The organism is Rhizobium croatiense (assembly GCF_019793465.1).
Lineage (GTDB): Bacteria > Pseudomonadota > Alphaproteobacteria > Rhizobiales > Rhizobiaceae > Rhizobium > Rhizobium croatiense.
On record NZ_JAILYJ010000001.1, the window covers coordinates 282,456 to 298,773 of the forward strand.

A 16,318-nucleotide genomic window follows, 5' to 3' on the forward strand; every position below is an offset into this window, starting at 1 on the left:
AGCGCGAATGGTGGGGGTTCGGATTTGGAAAATACGGTGATGCCGTCCGGCGAGTCCCATTCCTCCGTAGCGAAATATATCCGCTCCATCGGGCGCCATTACGTCCTCGCCGTCGTCGTCATGACAGTTCTGATCGGGGCAACCTTCCTGACAGTCAAGGTGGCTCTCGATCGCGCTCGGCGGCGCCCGATGGGAGGTGTCTCTCATCTTCAACGACATCGTCTATCACAAGTTCGGGCCGGAAGGTTATGCCCGGCTGATGAGCGGCGATACAGAGCTGGTGCAGGACCCGCGCATGATCGAGGCGCTGGATATGCTGCTGCGCCTGTCCGATTATGTGGAGCCGATCGAACAGCGAAAGAACAAGACATGGGCTGACGCGACTGCGGCGGTCGGCCAGGGCAAGGCCGGCATGCAGTTCATGGGCGACTGGGCCAAGGGCGAACTTGCAGCGCGCGGCTACAGCGTCGACAAGGATTTCGACTGCAGCCTCGTTCCCGGCACCGCCTATTTCATGGTGATCGATGCCTTCGCCTTCCCGCTGACCAACCGGGACGGCACAGCGCAAGCGCAGCAGGCTTTCGCGCGCATGTGCGCGATCGGAACAACCAGCTTGCTTCATCCGGATCAAGGGTTCTTTGCCCGTTCGCACCGATGTCGATCCATCGGGACTCGATCGCTGCGGCAAACTTGGATTGGAGATGATCAAGGCGCATAAGGGCGAAGTCAGCGCCCAGTCCCAGGCCATGCCGACACAGATGTCGGAAGGGCTGGATCGCCGTGGTCGGCGACTTCCTCAACAACAGGAACATGTCGCCGCAAGAGGTTCAGAAGCGCTTGCACGATCTGCTGATGCAGCGCTGAAGGTCGCGGACGGCCGGCACTGCAGCACGGCACGACTATCCATAATTCGCAGAGATGTACGATAAGCGCAGCAAATGGCGCGCCGCCCGTGCGCTGGCGGCTGGAACTCACAAGATTTAACAAAGGCTTAAGCTTCGTTGAAACATCTTGCCATCACGATTTTCATTCCGGGCGTGTTGGTGGTTTTTTGAAGTCAGTTTTTTCATCTTCATTGGGTCGATGCTTGCACAGGCTTCGCGGTCTCGGAAGCGACAGAACCGGCAATGTCGCGATCGTCGTTGCCCTCAGCCTGGTGCCGATGCTCGTCGCAGTCGGCGCGAGCTTCGACTACATCCGCAGCTACAATGTCCGGCAGAGGATGCAGAGCGACCTCGACGCGGCCCTGATCGCCGCCGTCAAACAGATCGACAATGTCGAGGACGCGGACGCTCTCAAGACGAAGGTTTCCGACTGGTTCCACGCACAGGTGGACAACAGCTACACGTTGGGTGAGATCGAGATCGATACGGCCAACCACAACATCACGGCGACGGCGAGCGGCACCGTCCCGACCACCTTCATGAAGATCGCCAACATCGAGACCGTCGACGTCAGCGTGGCGAGCGCCGTCAAGGGACCGGCCACCTCCTATCTCAACGTCTATATCGTCATCGACACGTCGCCCTCGATGCTGCTGGCGGCAACGACATCGGGCCAGGCGACGATGTATGCCGGCATCGGATGCCAGTTCGCCTGCCACACCGGCGACGCGCACACGATCGGCAAGAAGAAATATGCCAACAACTATGAATACAGCTCGGAAAAGAAGATAAAACTGCGTGCCGATGTCGCCGGCGACGCCGTCCGCGAAGTGCTCGACATGATCGACGAATCCGACGCCAATCATGAACGGATCAAGGTCGGACTCTACAGCCTGGGAGATACGCTCACCGAAGTTCTGACCCCGACGCTGAGCACGGATACGGCGCGTACCCGCTTGGCGGACGCGAGCTACGGCCTCACCAGCGCGACCTCGAAGGCCGCCACCTATTTCGACGTATCGCTTGCAACGCTCAAGCAGAAAGTCGGCGCCGGAGGGGACGGAACCACCTCAGGCTCGCCGCTCAAGCTGGTTCTCCTGCTGACGGACGGCGTGCAGTCGCAACGCGAATGGGTCACCGACGGAGTGGTATGGAGCAAGGGAAAGGCGATTTCCGGCTCATACTGGAACAAGGTCGCGCCGCTTAATCCCGAGTGGTGCGGCTATCTAAAGAACCAGTCCAACACCATGGCGGTGCTCTATACCGAATATCTGCCAATTACCTCGGACTGGGGCTACAACGCCACCGTCGGCTCGACCATGGCCAGCGCCAACTGGAAGAACACCTGGGGCGGCACCATGGACAGCGGCGTTTCGAGCAGCATCACGCGGCGGGACTACATCCCCTATGCGCTTGCCGGCTGCGCATCGTCGAAGAGCCTGTTCATCTCGGCATCGTCCTCGTCTGAGATCACGGAAGGCCTGTCGACGCTCTTTACCCAGTACCTCTCTTCCGTCCGGCTGACTCAATGACCGCAAGAAAACGCTTTGCGCCGTTTCGCCGCCTGCTCGGCGATCGCAAGGGGGTGGCCGCGATCGAATTTGCGATCCTGGCCCTGCCCCTGTTCATCATGATATTCGGCATTATCGAAGTGTCGCTGATGTTCTTCGTCAACTCCGCGCTGGACGCTTCGGTTCACAAGATCTCCCGGATGATCCGCACCGGCGAGGTCGCCTCGTCCAAGATCACACTGGCCGGATTCAAGAGCAAGATCTGCGACGACATGATTCTGGCCTTCAGCTGCTCCAGCGGTCTCGTCGTCAAGGTCAGCGTGCTTTCCGACCTGTCCTCCGCCACCAGCGCCGATCCTATCGACGACAGCGGCAACCTCACCGTCACCGAGACCTACGATATCGGCAAGGGCAGCGACTACATTCTGGTGCAGGCATTCCTGCCCTGGGGAGCCACCGTCAACTTCTTCAGCCTGTCGAGCGCCAAGCTCTCGGACGGCAGCTATCTCCTCGGATCGTCCGCTCTGTTCCGCAACGAGCCCTTCTGACATGATGATGAAACGAAGCCTCCCCCTTATCAGCTTCATCAGGTCCCGTATCCGCCGGCTCGCCCGCGACCGTTCGGCCGCTTCCGGCGTGGAATTCGCATTGGTGCTGCCGATCCTGATCGTGCTGCTGTTCGGCACCGTCGATCTCGGCCATGCCCTGACCGTCAGCCGCAAGATAGACGAGATCGCTTCCAGCACGAGTGACATGATCGCCCAGCAGAGCACCTGGACGAAGACCGACGTCGCTAAGCTTCTCTCCGGCGCAAGCTTCATCCTGCAGCCCTATGAAACCACCGGGCTGACCATTATGGTCACGGTCAACGATGTCGACAACAGCGGCAAGGCAACCATCAACTGGTCGGCCGCGTTCAACACCTCGGCGCTTGCTTCCGGCACGGCAAGCGCCATCGACATACCGAAAACGATACAGGAGACCGGGGTGCAGGTGGTGCTGACCCGCGTGCAATATCGATTGACGACGCCCGTCTCGGCATTCTTTTCAAACTTCACGGGAATGGACGGCTACAGCTTCGACCACCATTTCTTCACGCGTCCCAGGGTCAGCGACACGATCAAATACAATTGAGCCGCAGGCTGCCCGCCAATCAGACCGTTGTCGCCGGGCCGGCAATGATGCATTGCTTCGGCGCTCGGCGGATCGGCTTTTCCGGGGAATCGCAAAGCATGATCGTGAATATGAGGAACGTGAAATGACGGCCGGAAGAGGTTCCGGCGGCATACGGCAATTGTCCGCCGCCGCGCCGATCGGGCTGGCCGCGATCGCAAGTTCCCATGCTCCAGCCGCGGCGGCACGAGCCGGTCTTCACTGGTCGCAGGACCCGGCCAGCCCTTGCAGCTTCGTGGCGCCTGGCTGCGCAGCTATGACCTATCACTACAGCCTTTACTGAGTGGAACGAGGCTCACCCGGCGAGCTTGACGATGCCGTAGGGATTGAACTTGAACTCGTCCACTTCATAGGTGGAATCGAACGAGAGCCTGGCCCCGCGCGCCTTGAGTGTCGGCTCGAGCCCCTGCTCGGCAATCTCGTCGGCTACCGCATCCATAATGGCAACGACCTTCCTTTCACTACCGGCGGTCTCCGGCACATAGACATCAGGCAACCCGACGAGATGGAAGCCGACGCTCTCCAGATATCCGCGCGCCGAGAGCGGCCGCTTGGCGAAAGCGAGCCGGCCGATGCGCTGCTGGGCGAGCGGATCTGCCGCTTTCACCGCCTCCGCACCTTGGCCGATCAGCGCTCTCCATCGATCGAGGCCGTGAGCGATGCCGGCGCTTTCGCCTTTGACGGCAACCGCTCCCGCCGCGATCAGTCGCTCGACGAGTCGCAGCGCCGTCATCGACACCTTTACCGTCTCCGCCTGCGCCATGCTCGGCCCGAGCACATAGAGGACGGATTGATGATCGGCGACGGCTTTCTCATCCGCCTCATTCCACACATCTGCCTCGACCCGATCCCAGCAGACATCGAACGATCGGCTCATGCGATCATCCGGCTCTGCCTGCGAATAATCCTCGTCGACGCTGAATCCATCGGCGAAGTCCCGAATCGCTTGGGCTGCCGCCTCGGACAAGCGGCTGAGATCGCGATCCTTCCCGAGGAAACACAGAACATGCCGGGGCGTCACCGAGGACGCCTCCCCCCGGATCGCCGATTCCGAGCTCGCCTCCCCGGCGAAAGCCGGTTTCCAACCGATCATGGCCCAGAGGGACCCCAAGAGCGAGCGACGCAGAATATGCAAGATCGATGCCTCCGTTCGGTCATATGTTTACAGCCTCCGCTTGTAAACATAAGACACCCGAAACGAAAGCGGGATCATCGCCGCAAGCGATGCGTCGCGAGCGCGGGCAGCGCCCGCAAGGCGGACGTGATCAACTTCGACAGTATCGGGCATTCCACTTTTGCTGTGCGCTAAGCGCGCGGTTCCACTCGTCGGCTCTAGCCGCTTCTGTTATTCTTTGTCGGCTGCGTGTCGACTGATGACCATGTGTGTCAACAGCGTGTCGACCAAATCGGACCGCTGCGGGCTGCGGAGTAACGACGTGATGATCAACAGCATTGGATTCGTCGGCACCGGCGCAATCACCGAAGCGATGGTTCGCGGGCTTCTGGCCGCACCGGCCTACGCCTCCGAGATCCACGTATCGCCGCGGAGCGCGCACATTGGCGCGACATTGGCCCAGGAGTTCACCGCCGTCAGGATTGCCGGGGACAACCAGACTGTCGTCGATCGCAGCGACATGGTGTTCCTGGCGATCCGGCCGCAGATCGCCGAGGAGGTCGTACGGGCGCTTTCGTTCAGAACCGGCCAGGTGGTCGTCAGCCTCGTTGCAGCGACCGAGCGCCAGGCTCTTCTCGATTGGATCGGCGCCGACGTGCACCTCGTCCAGGCCATCCCCCTGCCCTTCGTCGCGCAGCGGCAAGGCGTCACCGCCATTCTCCCGCCGGATGCCGCCGTCGCGGCGCTGTTCGATACGCTCGGAACCGCCGTCCAGTGTCAGTCGAAAAAGGAATATGATCTGCTCGCGGTGGCGAGCGCTGTGATGTCAACCTATTTCGGCATTATGGAAACCGTAGCCGTCTGGCTGGAAAAAAGCGGCCTCGACAGGTCGAAAGCAAATGCCTACATCGCGCCGCTTTTCGCAAGTCTGGCGCAGAAGGCCAACAGCCCAGGCACCGAGCCGTTCAGCGCGCTAAGCCGTGAATTCGCCACCAAGGGCGGATTGAACGAGCAGGTTCTTTCCGACGTCGACAAAAAGGGCGGCCTTGCTGCGCTGACGGCAGCGCTCGACGGCGTGCTCGCCCGAATCGAGGGCCGCAGCAGCTGAAGCGCATGCACGCCAAGCGAGAATCCCTTACCGTCGTTTTTTCGGTCGCCGCGATTTTGAGCCAGACGATTTTGGCGCGCGCAGAACCGGTGGAGCGACCGACCATTTCCGCCATCATTCTTTCCGTCTCACTTCGGACCGTCCATTGGGCCACCGTCCACAAGGCTCCCGATCCCGGGGAAGACGACCCCCATTACCACGTCGGGGTGATCGAGAAGGAGCGACGCACACCGCCGTGGCAATTCAAACGGCTTGCCACCCATGTCGTGGTCACGGCCGATGCGATGAACAGGAGCCGCTCGCGACAAAAAGCCAGGACCTATTTTTACAAGGATATCGAATTCCGGATCGCCTACCAGAACTGGCGCGCGCAGCCTCTCCCGCAGCGGGAGGCGGGTGTTTGCCGCACGACCATCCTCGAATGCGTCGGCCTCGCCGGCAAGCCTGACTGATTCCGCTCCACCAACGAAAATTCGCGGTTGCAAAAATCGAAGAAATGCAATTTAGCTCTGGCGATGAGTCAGAAAACTACTTTTGCTAGAGAAAATATCCTCGCCCGGCCCCCGGCGGCGGGGTGGCCGGATCTCTCCGGCCTGCCGGCTCCGGCCGATCCCGATCGCGTCACCCCCATTAGCTGATCTGACGAACCCTGACGTCCCGGCCGCTCTGCGAGCAGAGCGCGGCGGGGCATATTCCATGAATTTCCCCGCATCTACTTTCAACACAAGGACATCTCCATGAAGCATCTGCGCAATTTCCACCTGATGATGGCAAGCACCGCGTTCCTGACGCTGGCCGGCCCGGCGCTCGCCCTCGACGGCGCGGATATGATGAAGAAGCTCAGCGCCGCAACCAACGCCGGCGGCACGGTCATCACCTTCGAGAATGCCGAAGTCGACGGCGACACGGTGACGGCAACAGGCGTCCAGGTGGGATTTGCGAACCTGCCCGGCGACACGCTGAAGATCGGCGACCTCACCTTCGAGGGCGTCGAGGAAAAAGAAGGCGGCGGCTATTACGCCAAGACCCTTTCCTTCGCGGATGTCGATATCAACCAGGAGGGAGGGCGCTTTTCCGCCAAGGATATTCTGTTCACCGGCCTGACGATTCCTGCCAATGCGACCGGCGAGACGCTGGACGATATCCTTCTCTATGAGAACGCCAGCGTTGGGCCGATCGCGCTCAACATCAAGGGCAAGGATGTGCTTGCGATCGAAGGCGTCCAGGCAAACATGGGGCGCCAAGACGGCGGCTTTGCCTACGACGCCAACGTCGCCGGCTTCAAGGCCGACCTGTCGCAGGTCGAGGACGCGGCTGCGAAGGAGGCCATCGAGAAACTCGGACTGACGACGCTCGACGGCACCATGACGATGAAGGGAAGCTGGGAAGTCGAAAGCGGCAAGGTTGTCCTCGACGAATATGCTTTCGATTTCAAGAATGTCGGCCGGCTGAACTTCGCCGTCGACTTCTCCGGTTATACGCTCGGCTTCATCAAGTCGCTGCAGGAGGCGGTCAAGACAGCCGAAGCCAATCCGAACAAGGAAGAGGCCAACCAGGCCGCCGGACTTGCGATGATGGGGCTGATGCAGCAGCTGACGTTCAACAGCGCCTCGATCCGCTTCGACGACGCCTCGATCACCAAAAAGGCGCTCGACTATGCCGGCGCGAAGCAGGGCGTCACGGGCGACGAACTGGCACAATCGCTGAAGGCGCTGGTTCCGATGATGATGGCGCAACTCAACATGCCGGAACTGCAAAACCAGATATCGGCGGCCCTCAACACCTATCTCGACGGGCCGAAGAGCCTGACGATCAGCGCCGCTCCGGAAAAGCCCGTTCCCGTGCCGATGATCGTCGGGGCTGCCATGGGTGCGCCGAACACCATTCCCACGGTGCTCGGCGTCAAGGTATCGGCGAACGACTAAGTTAAGATCAACTGCCGGAGACGGGTCCTTACCGATCCGCCTTCGGGATCATCTTTCCGAAACCATTGCGCGCATTTTCTGAAATTGCGTTAAAACGTCGGCGGCGTGCAGGCGCTGATAACCTCGCAGGGCACCGGTCCGACGCAGCGGAACCGATGCGGGCGCCGGCTTTCGAAATAATAAGCGTCGCCCGGCCCAAGGATACGCCGCTCGTCGTCGACCGTGACCTCGAGTCTTCCCGAGAGCACGATCCCGCCCTCCTCCCCTTCGTGAACAAGGGGAATTTTTCCGGTGTCGGCACTCGGCTGGTAGCATTCCTTCAGTATCTGCAGGCTGCGCCCGAACAGGGTTTCACCGACTTGCTTGTAGGAAATGGCGCCTTTGCCGATCTCCACCAGCTCCTCGGCGGCGTAGAAGGCCTTTTTCGGACGCTCCGGTTCGAAGGCGAAGAATTCCGCCAGCCCGATCGGAATGCCGTCGAGAATTCGCTTCAGAGCTCCGACCGAAGGGTTGGAGGCGTTCGATTCGATCAGCGAGATCGTCGAGTTCGGCACACCGGTGCGTTTGGCGAGCTCACGCTGGGAAAGCTTGTGGGCGAGGCGCAGATGGCGAAGGCGGCTGCCGATGTCGACTGACATGATGGATCCGTTTGCGTTGTCCAGAATATCCGAAAACCTACTTTCTTATCTGTTCGATTTCAATAAGTTGCGCCGATGAAGAAAAGGACTTGTTTGAAGGATAGAAATTGCCATTCTCCAGGCGATTTCAAAGGAGGCCAGGATGGACCAGATCAGCAAGACGAATGCGCCCGTACTCGAAAATTTCTGGATGCCGTTCACCGCCAACCGGCAATTCAAGGCCGCGCCGCGCCTGCTGGCCGCTGCCGAAGGGATGTATTACACCGACGTCGATGGAAACCGGGTGCTGGACGGCACGGCCGGGCTCTGGTGCTGCAACGCCGGCCACGGCCGCAGGAAGATCGCCCAGGCGGTCGAGCGGCAGCTTGCCACGCTCGACTATGCGCCGACCTTCCAGATGGGGCACCCGATCGCCTTCGACTTCGCCGCAAAACTTGCCGCCAATGCACCGGGCGGGGCTGACGCCAAGCTCGACCGGGTCTTCTTCACCGGCTCGGGCTCGGAATCGGTCGACACGGCTCTGAAGATCGCCATCGCCTACCAGCGCGCAATCGGCCAGGGCACGCGCACCCGGATCATCGGCCGCGAAAAAGGCTATCACGGCGTTGGCTTCGGCGGCATTTCCGTCGGCGGCCTCGTCAACAATCGCCGGGTCTTCCCGCAGATCCCAGCCGATCACATGCGCCATACGCTCGATATCGAGCGCAACGCGTTTTCGAAGGGGCTGCCCGCCCACGGCGTCGAACTGGCGGATGATCTCGAGCGCCTGGTGCAACTGCACGGCGCCGAAACCATCGCAGCCGTCATCGTCGAGCCGATGTCGGGATCGGCCGGTGTTGTCCTGCCGCCAAAGGGATATCTGGAGAAGCTGCGCGCCACCGCCGACAAGTACGGCATCCTGCTGATTTTTGATGAGGTCATCACCGGCTTCGGCCGTCTCGGCACGCCTTTCGCGGTGGATTACTTCGGCGTCGTACCCGATCTGATCACCACGGCGAAGGGCCTCACCAACGGCGCCGTTCCCATGGGCGCAGTCTTTGCCAGCCGCAAGGTCTATGACGGTCTGATGGTCGGACCGGAAAATGCGATCGAGCTCTTCCACGGCTATACCTATTCCGGCCACCCCGTCGCCTGCGCCGCCGGGCTCGCCACGCTCGAAATTTACGAGGAAGAAGGCCTGCTGACCCGCGCAGCCGAGCTGGCCGACTATTGGCAGGACGCCCTCCACTCCCTGAAAGGTCTCGCGCACGTCATCGACATCCGCAACCTCGGCCTGGTCGGAGCGGTCGAACTGGCGCCGCGTGACGGCGCTCTCGGAACACGGGCCTACGACGTCTTCGTCGACTGCTTCATCAAGGGACTGCTGATCCGCGTGACCGGCGACATCATCGCCCTGTCTCCACCGCTGATCATCGAGAAGGACCAGATCGACACGCTCGTCTCGACGCTTGCCGATGCCCTGAAACGCGCGGCCTAGATCTGGCATCCGGGGCACAATCCCGTCGGCGATCGGACGCCCGGTCCCTCGCCGATGGAACCATCCGGCACGCCGAGGCGGAGCTCAACCCCTCAGCGTCTGTGAGGGCAGCTCACCGAAACGCTTCCTGTATTCGGCGGCGAAACGCCCGAGATGGGTAAATCCCCACCTGAGCGCGATATCGGCGACGGCCTGCTTCGCGCCGGATTCGAGCAAGTCGCGACGGGCAGCGACCATCCGGATTTCATGGAGGTAGGCGATCGGAGTGGTATTCCTGAACTGCCGGAAGCCCTGCTGCAAAGTCCGAATGCTGACCCTGGCTGCCGTCGCGATCTCGCTGAGCGAAATCGGTTCGGCGATGTGCGCGTGCATGAAATCGATGGCCCATTTCACATGGCGTGGAGCCGGCGCCGGTGCAGGAAGCGCCAGCTCGTTCGAATAGCGATGCGGAAAATTCTCGAGAAGCAAATAGATCGTCGCGTCACAGAGCGCGCTGACGGCCAGCGGCGACTCCTGCAGCAGCCCGCCCCCGCCAAGTCCACGATGCAGGTTCGTAACGAGTTGTTGCAACAACAGCCCCGGGCCGGCCGTCAGATCAATATAAGGATGAAAATCGGCGTCACCGGTGATCGTTCGTTCGAACATACGCGTGAGGTGCGCGTTGATCCTCGCCTGATCGACGAACAAACCGAGATGGCGGCGACGGCCAAGCAGACGGGCGCCGGTGGCGCGACCTGCTGCCAGAATGGTGGCGCGACCGGGAACTGAATGGATCGCCTCCTGCCCGACATTGAAGATCGCATCTCCCTCCACCGGTAGGAATATGATCACTTTGCCGCTCGGCGCCTCCCGCCTGAGCGAGATCGCGCCCTCATAGGCGCAATCGGCTATGGCCAGATCTCCCGCCGAGACGAAATTGCAGCTATATGCGATGGAGGCATTGGCTTGCGCCGCAGCCTTGATCGGAGAGGTCGAGGTCGACAATATTTCCGAGAGGGCATCTGGGTCCGTCCCGCTGTATGCCGTTTCCGAAAAGATTGGGCTCTGCACCGCCGGATGGTGGAGGAAGCCGCCAGCGGCATGTACCTCGGAATTAACGGACATTCACGACCTCGAATTTAATTCCTACGAGTAATAGTCGATTCCCGCAGATAAACACTTCTCTTTTTGCGCTCCCTCAGTGGATTTCAGGCGTAGCGACTGATCGCAAGATCCCGCGCGTCGATCTCAGGGGTGCGGGCGCCGACGAGGTCGCTGATGAGTCTTGCCGAGCCGGTGCTCATGGTCCAGCCGAGCGTGCCGTGACCGGTATTGAGGAAGAGGCCTACGATCTTCGTCGGACCGATGACCGGCGTGCCATCAGGAGTCATCGGGCGCAGACCCGACCAGAAGGAAGCCTTGGACACATCGCCGCCGGGAAAGAGATCGGTGACGGAATGTTCCAGCGTGCCGCGACGGGCGAGGCCGAGATCGTTGGTATAGCCTGATATCTCGGCCATGCCGCCGACGCGGATGCGGTCGCCGAGCCGGGTGATGGCGATCTTGTAGGTTTCGTCCATGACAGTCGATTCCGGCGCGCGCGACGTGTCGGTGATCGGGATGGTGAGCGAATAGCCCTTGACCGGATAGACCGGCAGGCTAATGCCGAACGGCTTGAGCAACAGCGGCGAATAGCTGCCGAGCGCAACCACCACCGCGTCCGCGCTCATCCGTTCGCGATCGCGATCGGTGACGATCCCGCGCACCCGGCCGTCTTCGACGTCCAGCGCCTTGATCGTCGTGCCATAGGCGAAGCGGACGCCGAGCGCCTCGGCTTTGGCGGCCAGCGCATTGGTGAATTTGAAACAGTCGCCGGTTTCGTCCTTCGGCGTCAGAAGGCCGCCGACGATCTTGTCGCGCACATGTCTCAGCGCCGGTTCGACACGAATGCAGCCGTCCTGGTCCAGCACCTCATAGGGGATGCCGTCGGCGGCCAGCGCCTTGACGTCCTTGGCCGAGGCCTCGAGCTGCTGCGCCGTGCGGAACAGCTGCAGGGTCCCCTGCATGCGTTCGTCATAGGCAATGCCGGTCTCCGTGCGAAGCTCGGCGAGCGCGATGCGGCTGTAATCGGCAAGGCGCAGCATGCGGCTCTTGTTGATTGCGTAACGCTCGGAGGTGCAATTGGACAGCATCCTCGTCATCCAGGCGAGCATGGCCATGTCGAATTTCGGGCGCAGGATGAGCGGCGCATGCTTCATGAACAGCCATTTCATGGCCTTCACGGGAATGCCGGGGGCTGCCCAAGGCGAGCAATAACCGAAGGAGACCTCGCCGGCATTGGCTAAGCTCGTCTCCAGCGCCGGCCCGGATTGCCGGTCGACGACGGTTACCTCATGGCCGGATTTGGCCAGCTGATAGGCGGATGTGACGCCGACGATGCCGGCACCCAGAACGATGACTTTCATGATTTCCTCAAGAACAAAGCCGGCCGGCTCTCAGCAATAGTGCCTGTCGTAACGATCGCCCAGACCGGTTAGTATTTCGTAAGATATCGTTCCGGCGTCGCTAGCCACGTCTTCAAGCGTCTGGTTGGGGCCAAGCACTTCGACAAGGCTCCCGAGGCTCAGCGCCCCTTCGGGCAAGGCCGTGATATCGACGGTCGCGCTGTCCATCGACACGCGCCCCACGATCGGCAGACGGATGCCCTTGTGATAAACGGCGCCGCAGTCGCCGAGACTGCGCGGCAGGCCGTCGGCGTAGCCGGCGGCGATGGTGGCAAGGCGGGTTTCGCTGCGCGTCACATGCGCGCCGCCATAACCGATCTTGGCGCCTGAAGGTACGGTACGCGTCTGCACGACGGCGACGTCCAGCCTGACGACCGGTTCCATCGGGTTCGTGCCGCCGGCATTCGGTGCGCCGCCATAAAGGGCGATGCCCGGGCGGGCGAGCACGCCATGATAGGCATCGCCGAGAAAGACGCCGCCGGAATTGGCGAAGGAGATGTCGAAGCCCGGAAATTCATCGGCAATGCGCGCCATCTCGGCAAACTGTTCGCCGTTCTGGCTGCTCTCCAGGTCGTCGGCGCAGGCCAGGTGGCTCATGATGAACAGGATATCGACATTGGCGCCGTCGCGAAGGGCTGCCGCCAATTCGGCTCGCTCTTCCTCGGGAAAGCCGAGCCGCGACATGCCGGTATCAAATTGCAGAACGGCCGGCAGGCAGCGCTTCAGCCGGCGCGCGGTCGCCGACCACTGCCGCCACTGCGCGAGCGAATTGAGAACCGGAACGATGCCGCTTTCGGCGCAGGCGACTTCGTTGCCGGGCTGCAAGCCGTTCAGCACGAATATCTGGGCACTCTCAGCAAGGGCCGGCCGCAGCCTCACGGCCTCGACGAACTGGGCGACGAAGAAATGCCTGCAGCCCTGATCGTAGAGCGTTTGGGCGACCCGTTCGGCACCGAGGCCATAAGCATCGGCCTTGACGACGGCGCCCGCGCGGATCGGCGCCAGCATCGATGCAAGCTTCGAATAATTCCGGCCGAGTGCCGCAAGATCGATCGTCAGATAGCCCGTGGCTCCCTGGGTGATCGTAGCGGTGCGTGCGCGGGAAACCAAAATATCGCTATCCATGTCCACCCCATCTCGATATCAAGAGCTTATGAAATAATGAGCGAAATTGCCGATGGTTTTGTCGTTGGTTATTGCGAATTTTGCATATTATTCGCATAATCAACCAAGATGTGAAGGAAACCGTCATGCCCGCCCTCGATACGGTCGACCGCAATATCCTCAGGCTGTTGCGCCTTGACGCGCGTATGAGCAACGCCAAGCTCGCCGCAGAGATTGGCCTTTCGCCGTCGGCCTGTCTCAGACGCATCAAGATCATGGAAAAATCAGGCGTCATCCGTGGCTATACGGCGCTGGTGGACACCGGCAATGCCGATGAGATGATCGCCGTGATCATCAACATTACCCTTGAGCGGCAGACGGAGGACCATCTCGACCGCTTCGAGGCGGCGGTCCGCCGGCATCCGGAAATCCGCGAATGTTTTCTGATGACCGGCGGCTCCGACTACCTGCTGCGCGTCGAGGTCGCCAGCGCCGGCGAGTTCGAACGGATCCACAAGGAGATCCTTTCGACCCTGCCCGGGGTCCTCAGGATCCATTCCAGCTTCTCGATCCGCAACGTTCTGGCGACGCGCACCAGAGGCCGGCGCTGAACCGCGATCCCCACACTCATATCAATTCAAGCGCCGTGGCCTTGGCGACCGCTTCGCTCGTCGTGGCGACAGTCAGCTTCCGGCGCGCCGAGGCGAGATAGAGCTGCACTGCACTCACCGAAATGGACAGGCGGGCACAGATCTGCTTCGCCATTAGGCCGCTGGCCGTCATTTCAAGACATTGCAGTTCGCGCCGCGACAATTGCGGAAAATCCGCAATCTCCCTCATGCCCGACAGCACCATGACCCTGTCGTGGAGATGGTGGGCGAGAAACTGGAGGTCGCGCATGCTGTCCATGCGGAACTGCCGCCAGTAGGCGTCGGGATGATTGGAGGTCACGGTAAACAGCGATCGCTCCCCCTGAGGTCCCCGCACCGGCAGGGTAACGCCTTGCCGGCCGACACCGAAGGCCATCGCCTCCTTGAAGAAGCCATAGGCTCGGCCTGAATCCCATTTTGATGCGGACCATTCCACGGGCAGGAAGCCGCGCCGGCCGAGACGCACGACGGGGTCGATGCTGAAGTAGTCCCGGTCACGATATTGTTTCACCCACTCGGGCGGGTAGGTCAGCATCAGCAATGGATTGCTGTCCGCCATCCCCGAGGAGCGGGTCACATGCAGAACCATGTGCGATATCGCATAGATGTGGCGGACTTCGTCCAGCGTCGTTTCCAGATCCTGCAATGTCGGCGCTGCGGAGATCCGGTCCAGACAGTAGAAAAAACGAGAACTGCTCAGCATGAGATGGACTCGTGGTTGCGTGATTTCATAACTGCTCGCAACGGTAACATTTCGCGGCAGCCGAGAACAGCGTATTTTTTAGCAACCATGGCGCGACATGAAGAACAGGTTAAAGACCGACGAGACCTATCCCATGCCGAGCGGGACAGAGACTGCGCTTACCGCATGCCGCCATCGACAAGGGCTTCGGCAGGATAGGGAGAGGCTTGCTCCAGAAGTCGGGACAGGTTGGCCCGAAGTGTCCGACAATTGTCCGCCGTCACATCCCATAGTCCGACATACAGCTTGCCGATCTCGGGCCGGGATCGGGCAAGCGGCGTCGGCCTCCAGCCGATCCTGCGGTATACGGCGACCATCGCGGCGTCATAGACGCCGACAATGCTCTCGATACCGGTGTCGAGCGCAAGATCGCAAAGCCCTGTGAGCAGTTCCGTGGCGACTGCCCGCGACTGCTCCATGTGTCCGGCATGCGGATGAAGGCAAAAGCGGGTACATTCCCAGGTCGTCGGGCTATCGACGTCGATAGGCTGATCGAAGAAATGCCGGAACTCGCTTTTGAGCATCGTCGCTCCGGTGGTCGGCAGCAGGCGCAGCGAACCCGTCAGCGTGCCGGAAGGTCGTTGCGTGACGAGATAGACAGGATCTTCGGCCTCGTCGTATCGGTCCCTCTCCCATTGATCCCGGACATCGACCTGCCATCCCAGCCGATCGCGAAAAACGGCGGCGCGAGCCCGAAACATTTCATCGAAAGCACGTCGATCGGTCTCGAGCATGTCTTTGGTGAGTATCCGCAACATATGCGTCCCTCCTGATGTGCTGACGTTTCACAACAGGAGGCCGAGCGGGAGCAATCTGGATATTTCACCAGGTTGACCGGTGCTTGGCTTTGCCGTCCCCTTCCATAAGAAGTTTCTGATGTTCGTCGATCGGAAGCTTTTGGTAATTTGACGCAACAACGGGGAGGATTGTTGATGACCCACGACATGGCGCGCGGCAGACGTATTCGAGAGGCGATATCCCGCGGCAAGTTCCGGAAAGTTCATGCCCTGGCGGCCGAACTGGACGTGTCCGTCGCTGCCGTCTCACGCTGGCAGAATGGCGGTCATACCTCGCTGGAAAGCGCCTGCGCGCTCGCCGACCTGCTGGATGTCTCCCTCGACTGGCTGCTGCTCGGGCGCGGCACGATGGACTGGCATAGGAACAGCGCGATCTCCGCCACGGAATTGCAAATGGTACTGGCGTTGCGCAACCGGTCTGCGGCAACACGCTCCAATCTCGTCGGGCTGGTCGAATCCATCCCGCCGGAGCACCCGTAACGCCAAGCGCAATTCTCTGGGATTTTTTGACCTGAGATCAACACGTTTAGGTTGATAAAAAGCAGAGCCTCGACGATCTTTCTAGTTAAAGGTTCAGCGGCGGCGAGGGCGGGGCGGCGGGCGGCCAGCCACCCTGCCCCTCGCCGCAGAGACCTTGTGTTCACTCTCGACGCCCATTCGGCCGCAATATTTCTTCCATCCGGGTCCGGACTATTTTCTCGATCTGGTCCCG

At 61.1% G+C, this 16,318-nt stretch carries 16 protein-coding genes and 1 pseudogene; 10 read left to right on the plus strand and 7 right to left on the minus strand.

The window, feature by feature from the left end; genetic code table 11:
- Positions 1–163: 163 nt before the first annotated feature.
- The 4 genes and pseudogenes from K6M89_RS30875 to K6M89_RS01275 all read left to right on the plus strand — a co-directional run.
- A pseudogene (locus K6M89_RS30875) lies at positions 164–864 on the plus strand (extracellular solute-binding protein); the annotation flags it as partial.
- Positions 865–1,051: 187 nt separating this feature from the next.
- Positions 1,052–2,416, plus strand: coding sequence for a TadE/TadG family type IV pilus assembly protein (locus K6M89_RS01265; protein ID WP_222138140.1), 1,365 nt, complete (start codon positions 1,052–1,054; stop codon positions 2,414–2,416).
- A complete protein-coding gene (locus K6M89_RS01270) occupies positions 2,413–2,943 on the plus strand; it encodes a TadE/TadG family type IV pilus assembly protein (protein ID WP_222138141.1) in 531 nt (176 codons plus the stop codon). Before K6M89_RS01265 ends, K6M89_RS01270 begins: the two co-directional genes overlap by 4 nt.
- A gap of 1 nt (position 2,944) precedes the next feature.
- Positions 2,945–3,529: a TadE/TadG family type IV pilus assembly protein gene (locus K6M89_RS01275; protein WP_222138142.1), complete on the plus strand. Its 585-nt coding sequence runs from the start codon at positions 2,945–2,947 to the stop codon at positions 3,527–3,529.
- Positions 3,530–3,863: 334 nt separating this feature from the next.
- Here K6M89_RS01275 and K6M89_RS01280 read toward each other — a convergent pair whose 3' ends face one another.
- Entirely contained in the window at positions 3,864–4,703 is an 840-nt protein-coding gene (locus K6M89_RS01280; RefSeq protein ID WP_222138143.1) for a hypothetical protein, read from the minus strand.
- Positions 4,704–5,007: 304 nt separating this feature from the next.
- On the opposite strand from K6M89_RS01280, the gene K6M89_RS01285 reads away from it, so the two are divergent.
- The 3 genes from K6M89_RS01285 to K6M89_RS01295 all read left to right on the plus strand — a co-directional run bounded on the left by K6M89_RS01285 (position 5,008) and on the right by K6M89_RS01295 (position 7,715).
- Complete coding sequence (locus K6M89_RS01285; RefSeq protein WP_222138144.1) at positions 5,008–5,790, plus strand: pyrroline-5-carboxylate reductase; 783 nt, start codon at positions 5,008–5,010, stop codon at positions 5,788–5,790.
- Positions 5,791–5,795: 5 nt separating this feature from the next.
- Positions 5,796–6,242 carry a DUF5086 family protein gene (locus K6M89_RS01290; protein ID WP_222138145.1) on the plus strand — a complete coding sequence of 149 codons (447 nt, stop codon included), beginning with the start codon at positions 5,796–5,798 and terminating at the stop codon, positions 6,240–6,242.
- A gap of 285 nt (positions 6,243–6,527) precedes the next feature.
- Positions 6,528–7,715, plus strand: a complete 1,188-nt coding sequence (locus K6M89_RS01295; RefSeq protein ID WP_222138146.1) for an aq_1923 C-terminal domain — start codon at positions 6,528–6,530, stop codon at positions 7,713–7,715.
- Between the two features lie 89 nt (positions 7,716–7,804).
- Here K6M89_RS01295 and K6M89_RS01300 read toward each other — a convergent pair whose 3' ends face one another.
- The gene (locus K6M89_RS01300; RefSeq protein ID WP_222138147.1) at positions 7,805–8,353 is read right to left on the minus strand and encodes a type II toxin-antitoxin system RelB family anti-toxin; all 549 of its coding nucleotides are present in this window, start codon (positions 8,351–8,353) and stop codon (positions 7,805–7,807) included.
- 142 nt (positions 8,354–8,495) lie between these two features.
- Here K6M89_RS01300 and aptA point away from each other — a divergent pair, with 142 nt between their 5' ends.
- A complete protein-coding gene (aptA, locus tag K6M89_RS01305; RefSeq protein WP_222138148.1) occupies positions 8,496–9,830 on the plus strand; it encodes an omega-aminotransferase AptA in 1,335 nt (444 codons plus the stop codon).
- Positions 9,831–9,914: 84 nt separating this feature from the next.
- Here the strand turns inward: aptA and K6M89_RS01310 are convergent, their stop codons facing one another.
- The 3 genes from K6M89_RS01310 to alr all read right to left on the minus strand — a co-directional run bounded on the left by K6M89_RS01310 (position 9,915) and on the right by alr (position 13,438).
- Positions 9,915–10,934 carry a helix-turn-helix transcriptional regulator gene (locus K6M89_RS01310; RefSeq protein ID WP_222138149.1) on the minus strand — a complete coding sequence of 340 codons (1,020 nt, stop codon included), beginning with the start codon at positions 10,932–10,934 and terminating at the stop codon, positions 9,915–9,917.
- 83 nt (positions 10,935–11,017) lie between these two features.
- A complete protein-coding gene (locus tag K6M89_RS01315) occupies positions 11,018–12,274 on the minus strand; it encodes a D-amino acid dehydrogenase (RefSeq protein WP_222138150.1) in 1,257 nt (418 codons plus the stop codon).
- A 30-nt stretch (positions 12,275–12,304) separates the two neighbouring features.
- Positions 12,305–13,438: an alanine racemase gene (gene alr, locus K6M89_RS01320; protein WP_222138151.1), complete on the minus strand. Its 1,134-nt coding sequence runs from the start codon at positions 13,436–13,438 to the stop codon at positions 12,305–12,307.
- Positions 13,439–13,563: 125 nt separating this feature from the next.
- On the opposite strand from alr, the gene K6M89_RS01325 reads away from it, so the two are divergent.
- Positions 13,564–14,028, plus strand: a complete 465-nt coding sequence (locus tag K6M89_RS01325) for an Lrp/AsnC family transcriptional regulator (RefSeq protein ID WP_010033371.1) — start codon at positions 13,564–13,566, stop codon at positions 14,026–14,028.
- Between the two features lie 16 nt (positions 14,029–14,044).
- Here K6M89_RS01325 and K6M89_RS01330 read toward each other — a convergent pair whose 3' ends face one another.
- Together K6M89_RS01330 and K6M89_RS01335 are read right to left on the minus strand one after the other, a co-directional pair.
- On the minus strand, positions 14,045–14,770 hold the full coding sequence (locus K6M89_RS01330; RefSeq protein ID WP_097581131.1) for a helix-turn-helix transcriptional regulator: 726 nt from the start codon (positions 14,768–14,770) through the stop codon (positions 14,045–14,047).
- A gap of 158 nt (positions 14,771–14,928) precedes the next feature.
- Positions 14,929–15,567: an acyl-homoserine-lactone synthase gene (locus tag K6M89_RS01335; protein WP_222138152.1), complete on the minus strand. Its 639-nt coding sequence runs from the start codon at positions 15,565–15,567 to the stop codon at positions 14,929–14,931.
- 174 nt (positions 15,568–15,741) lie between these two features.
- Between K6M89_RS01335 and K6M89_RS01340 the strand changes: the two genes are divergently transcribed.
- Positions 15,742–16,086, plus strand: coding sequence for a helix-turn-helix domain-containing protein (locus tag K6M89_RS01340; protein WP_020919472.1), 345 nt, complete (start codon positions 15,742–15,744; stop codon positions 16,084–16,086).
- The last annotated feature ends 232 nt before the right edge of the window (positions 16,087–16,318 follow it).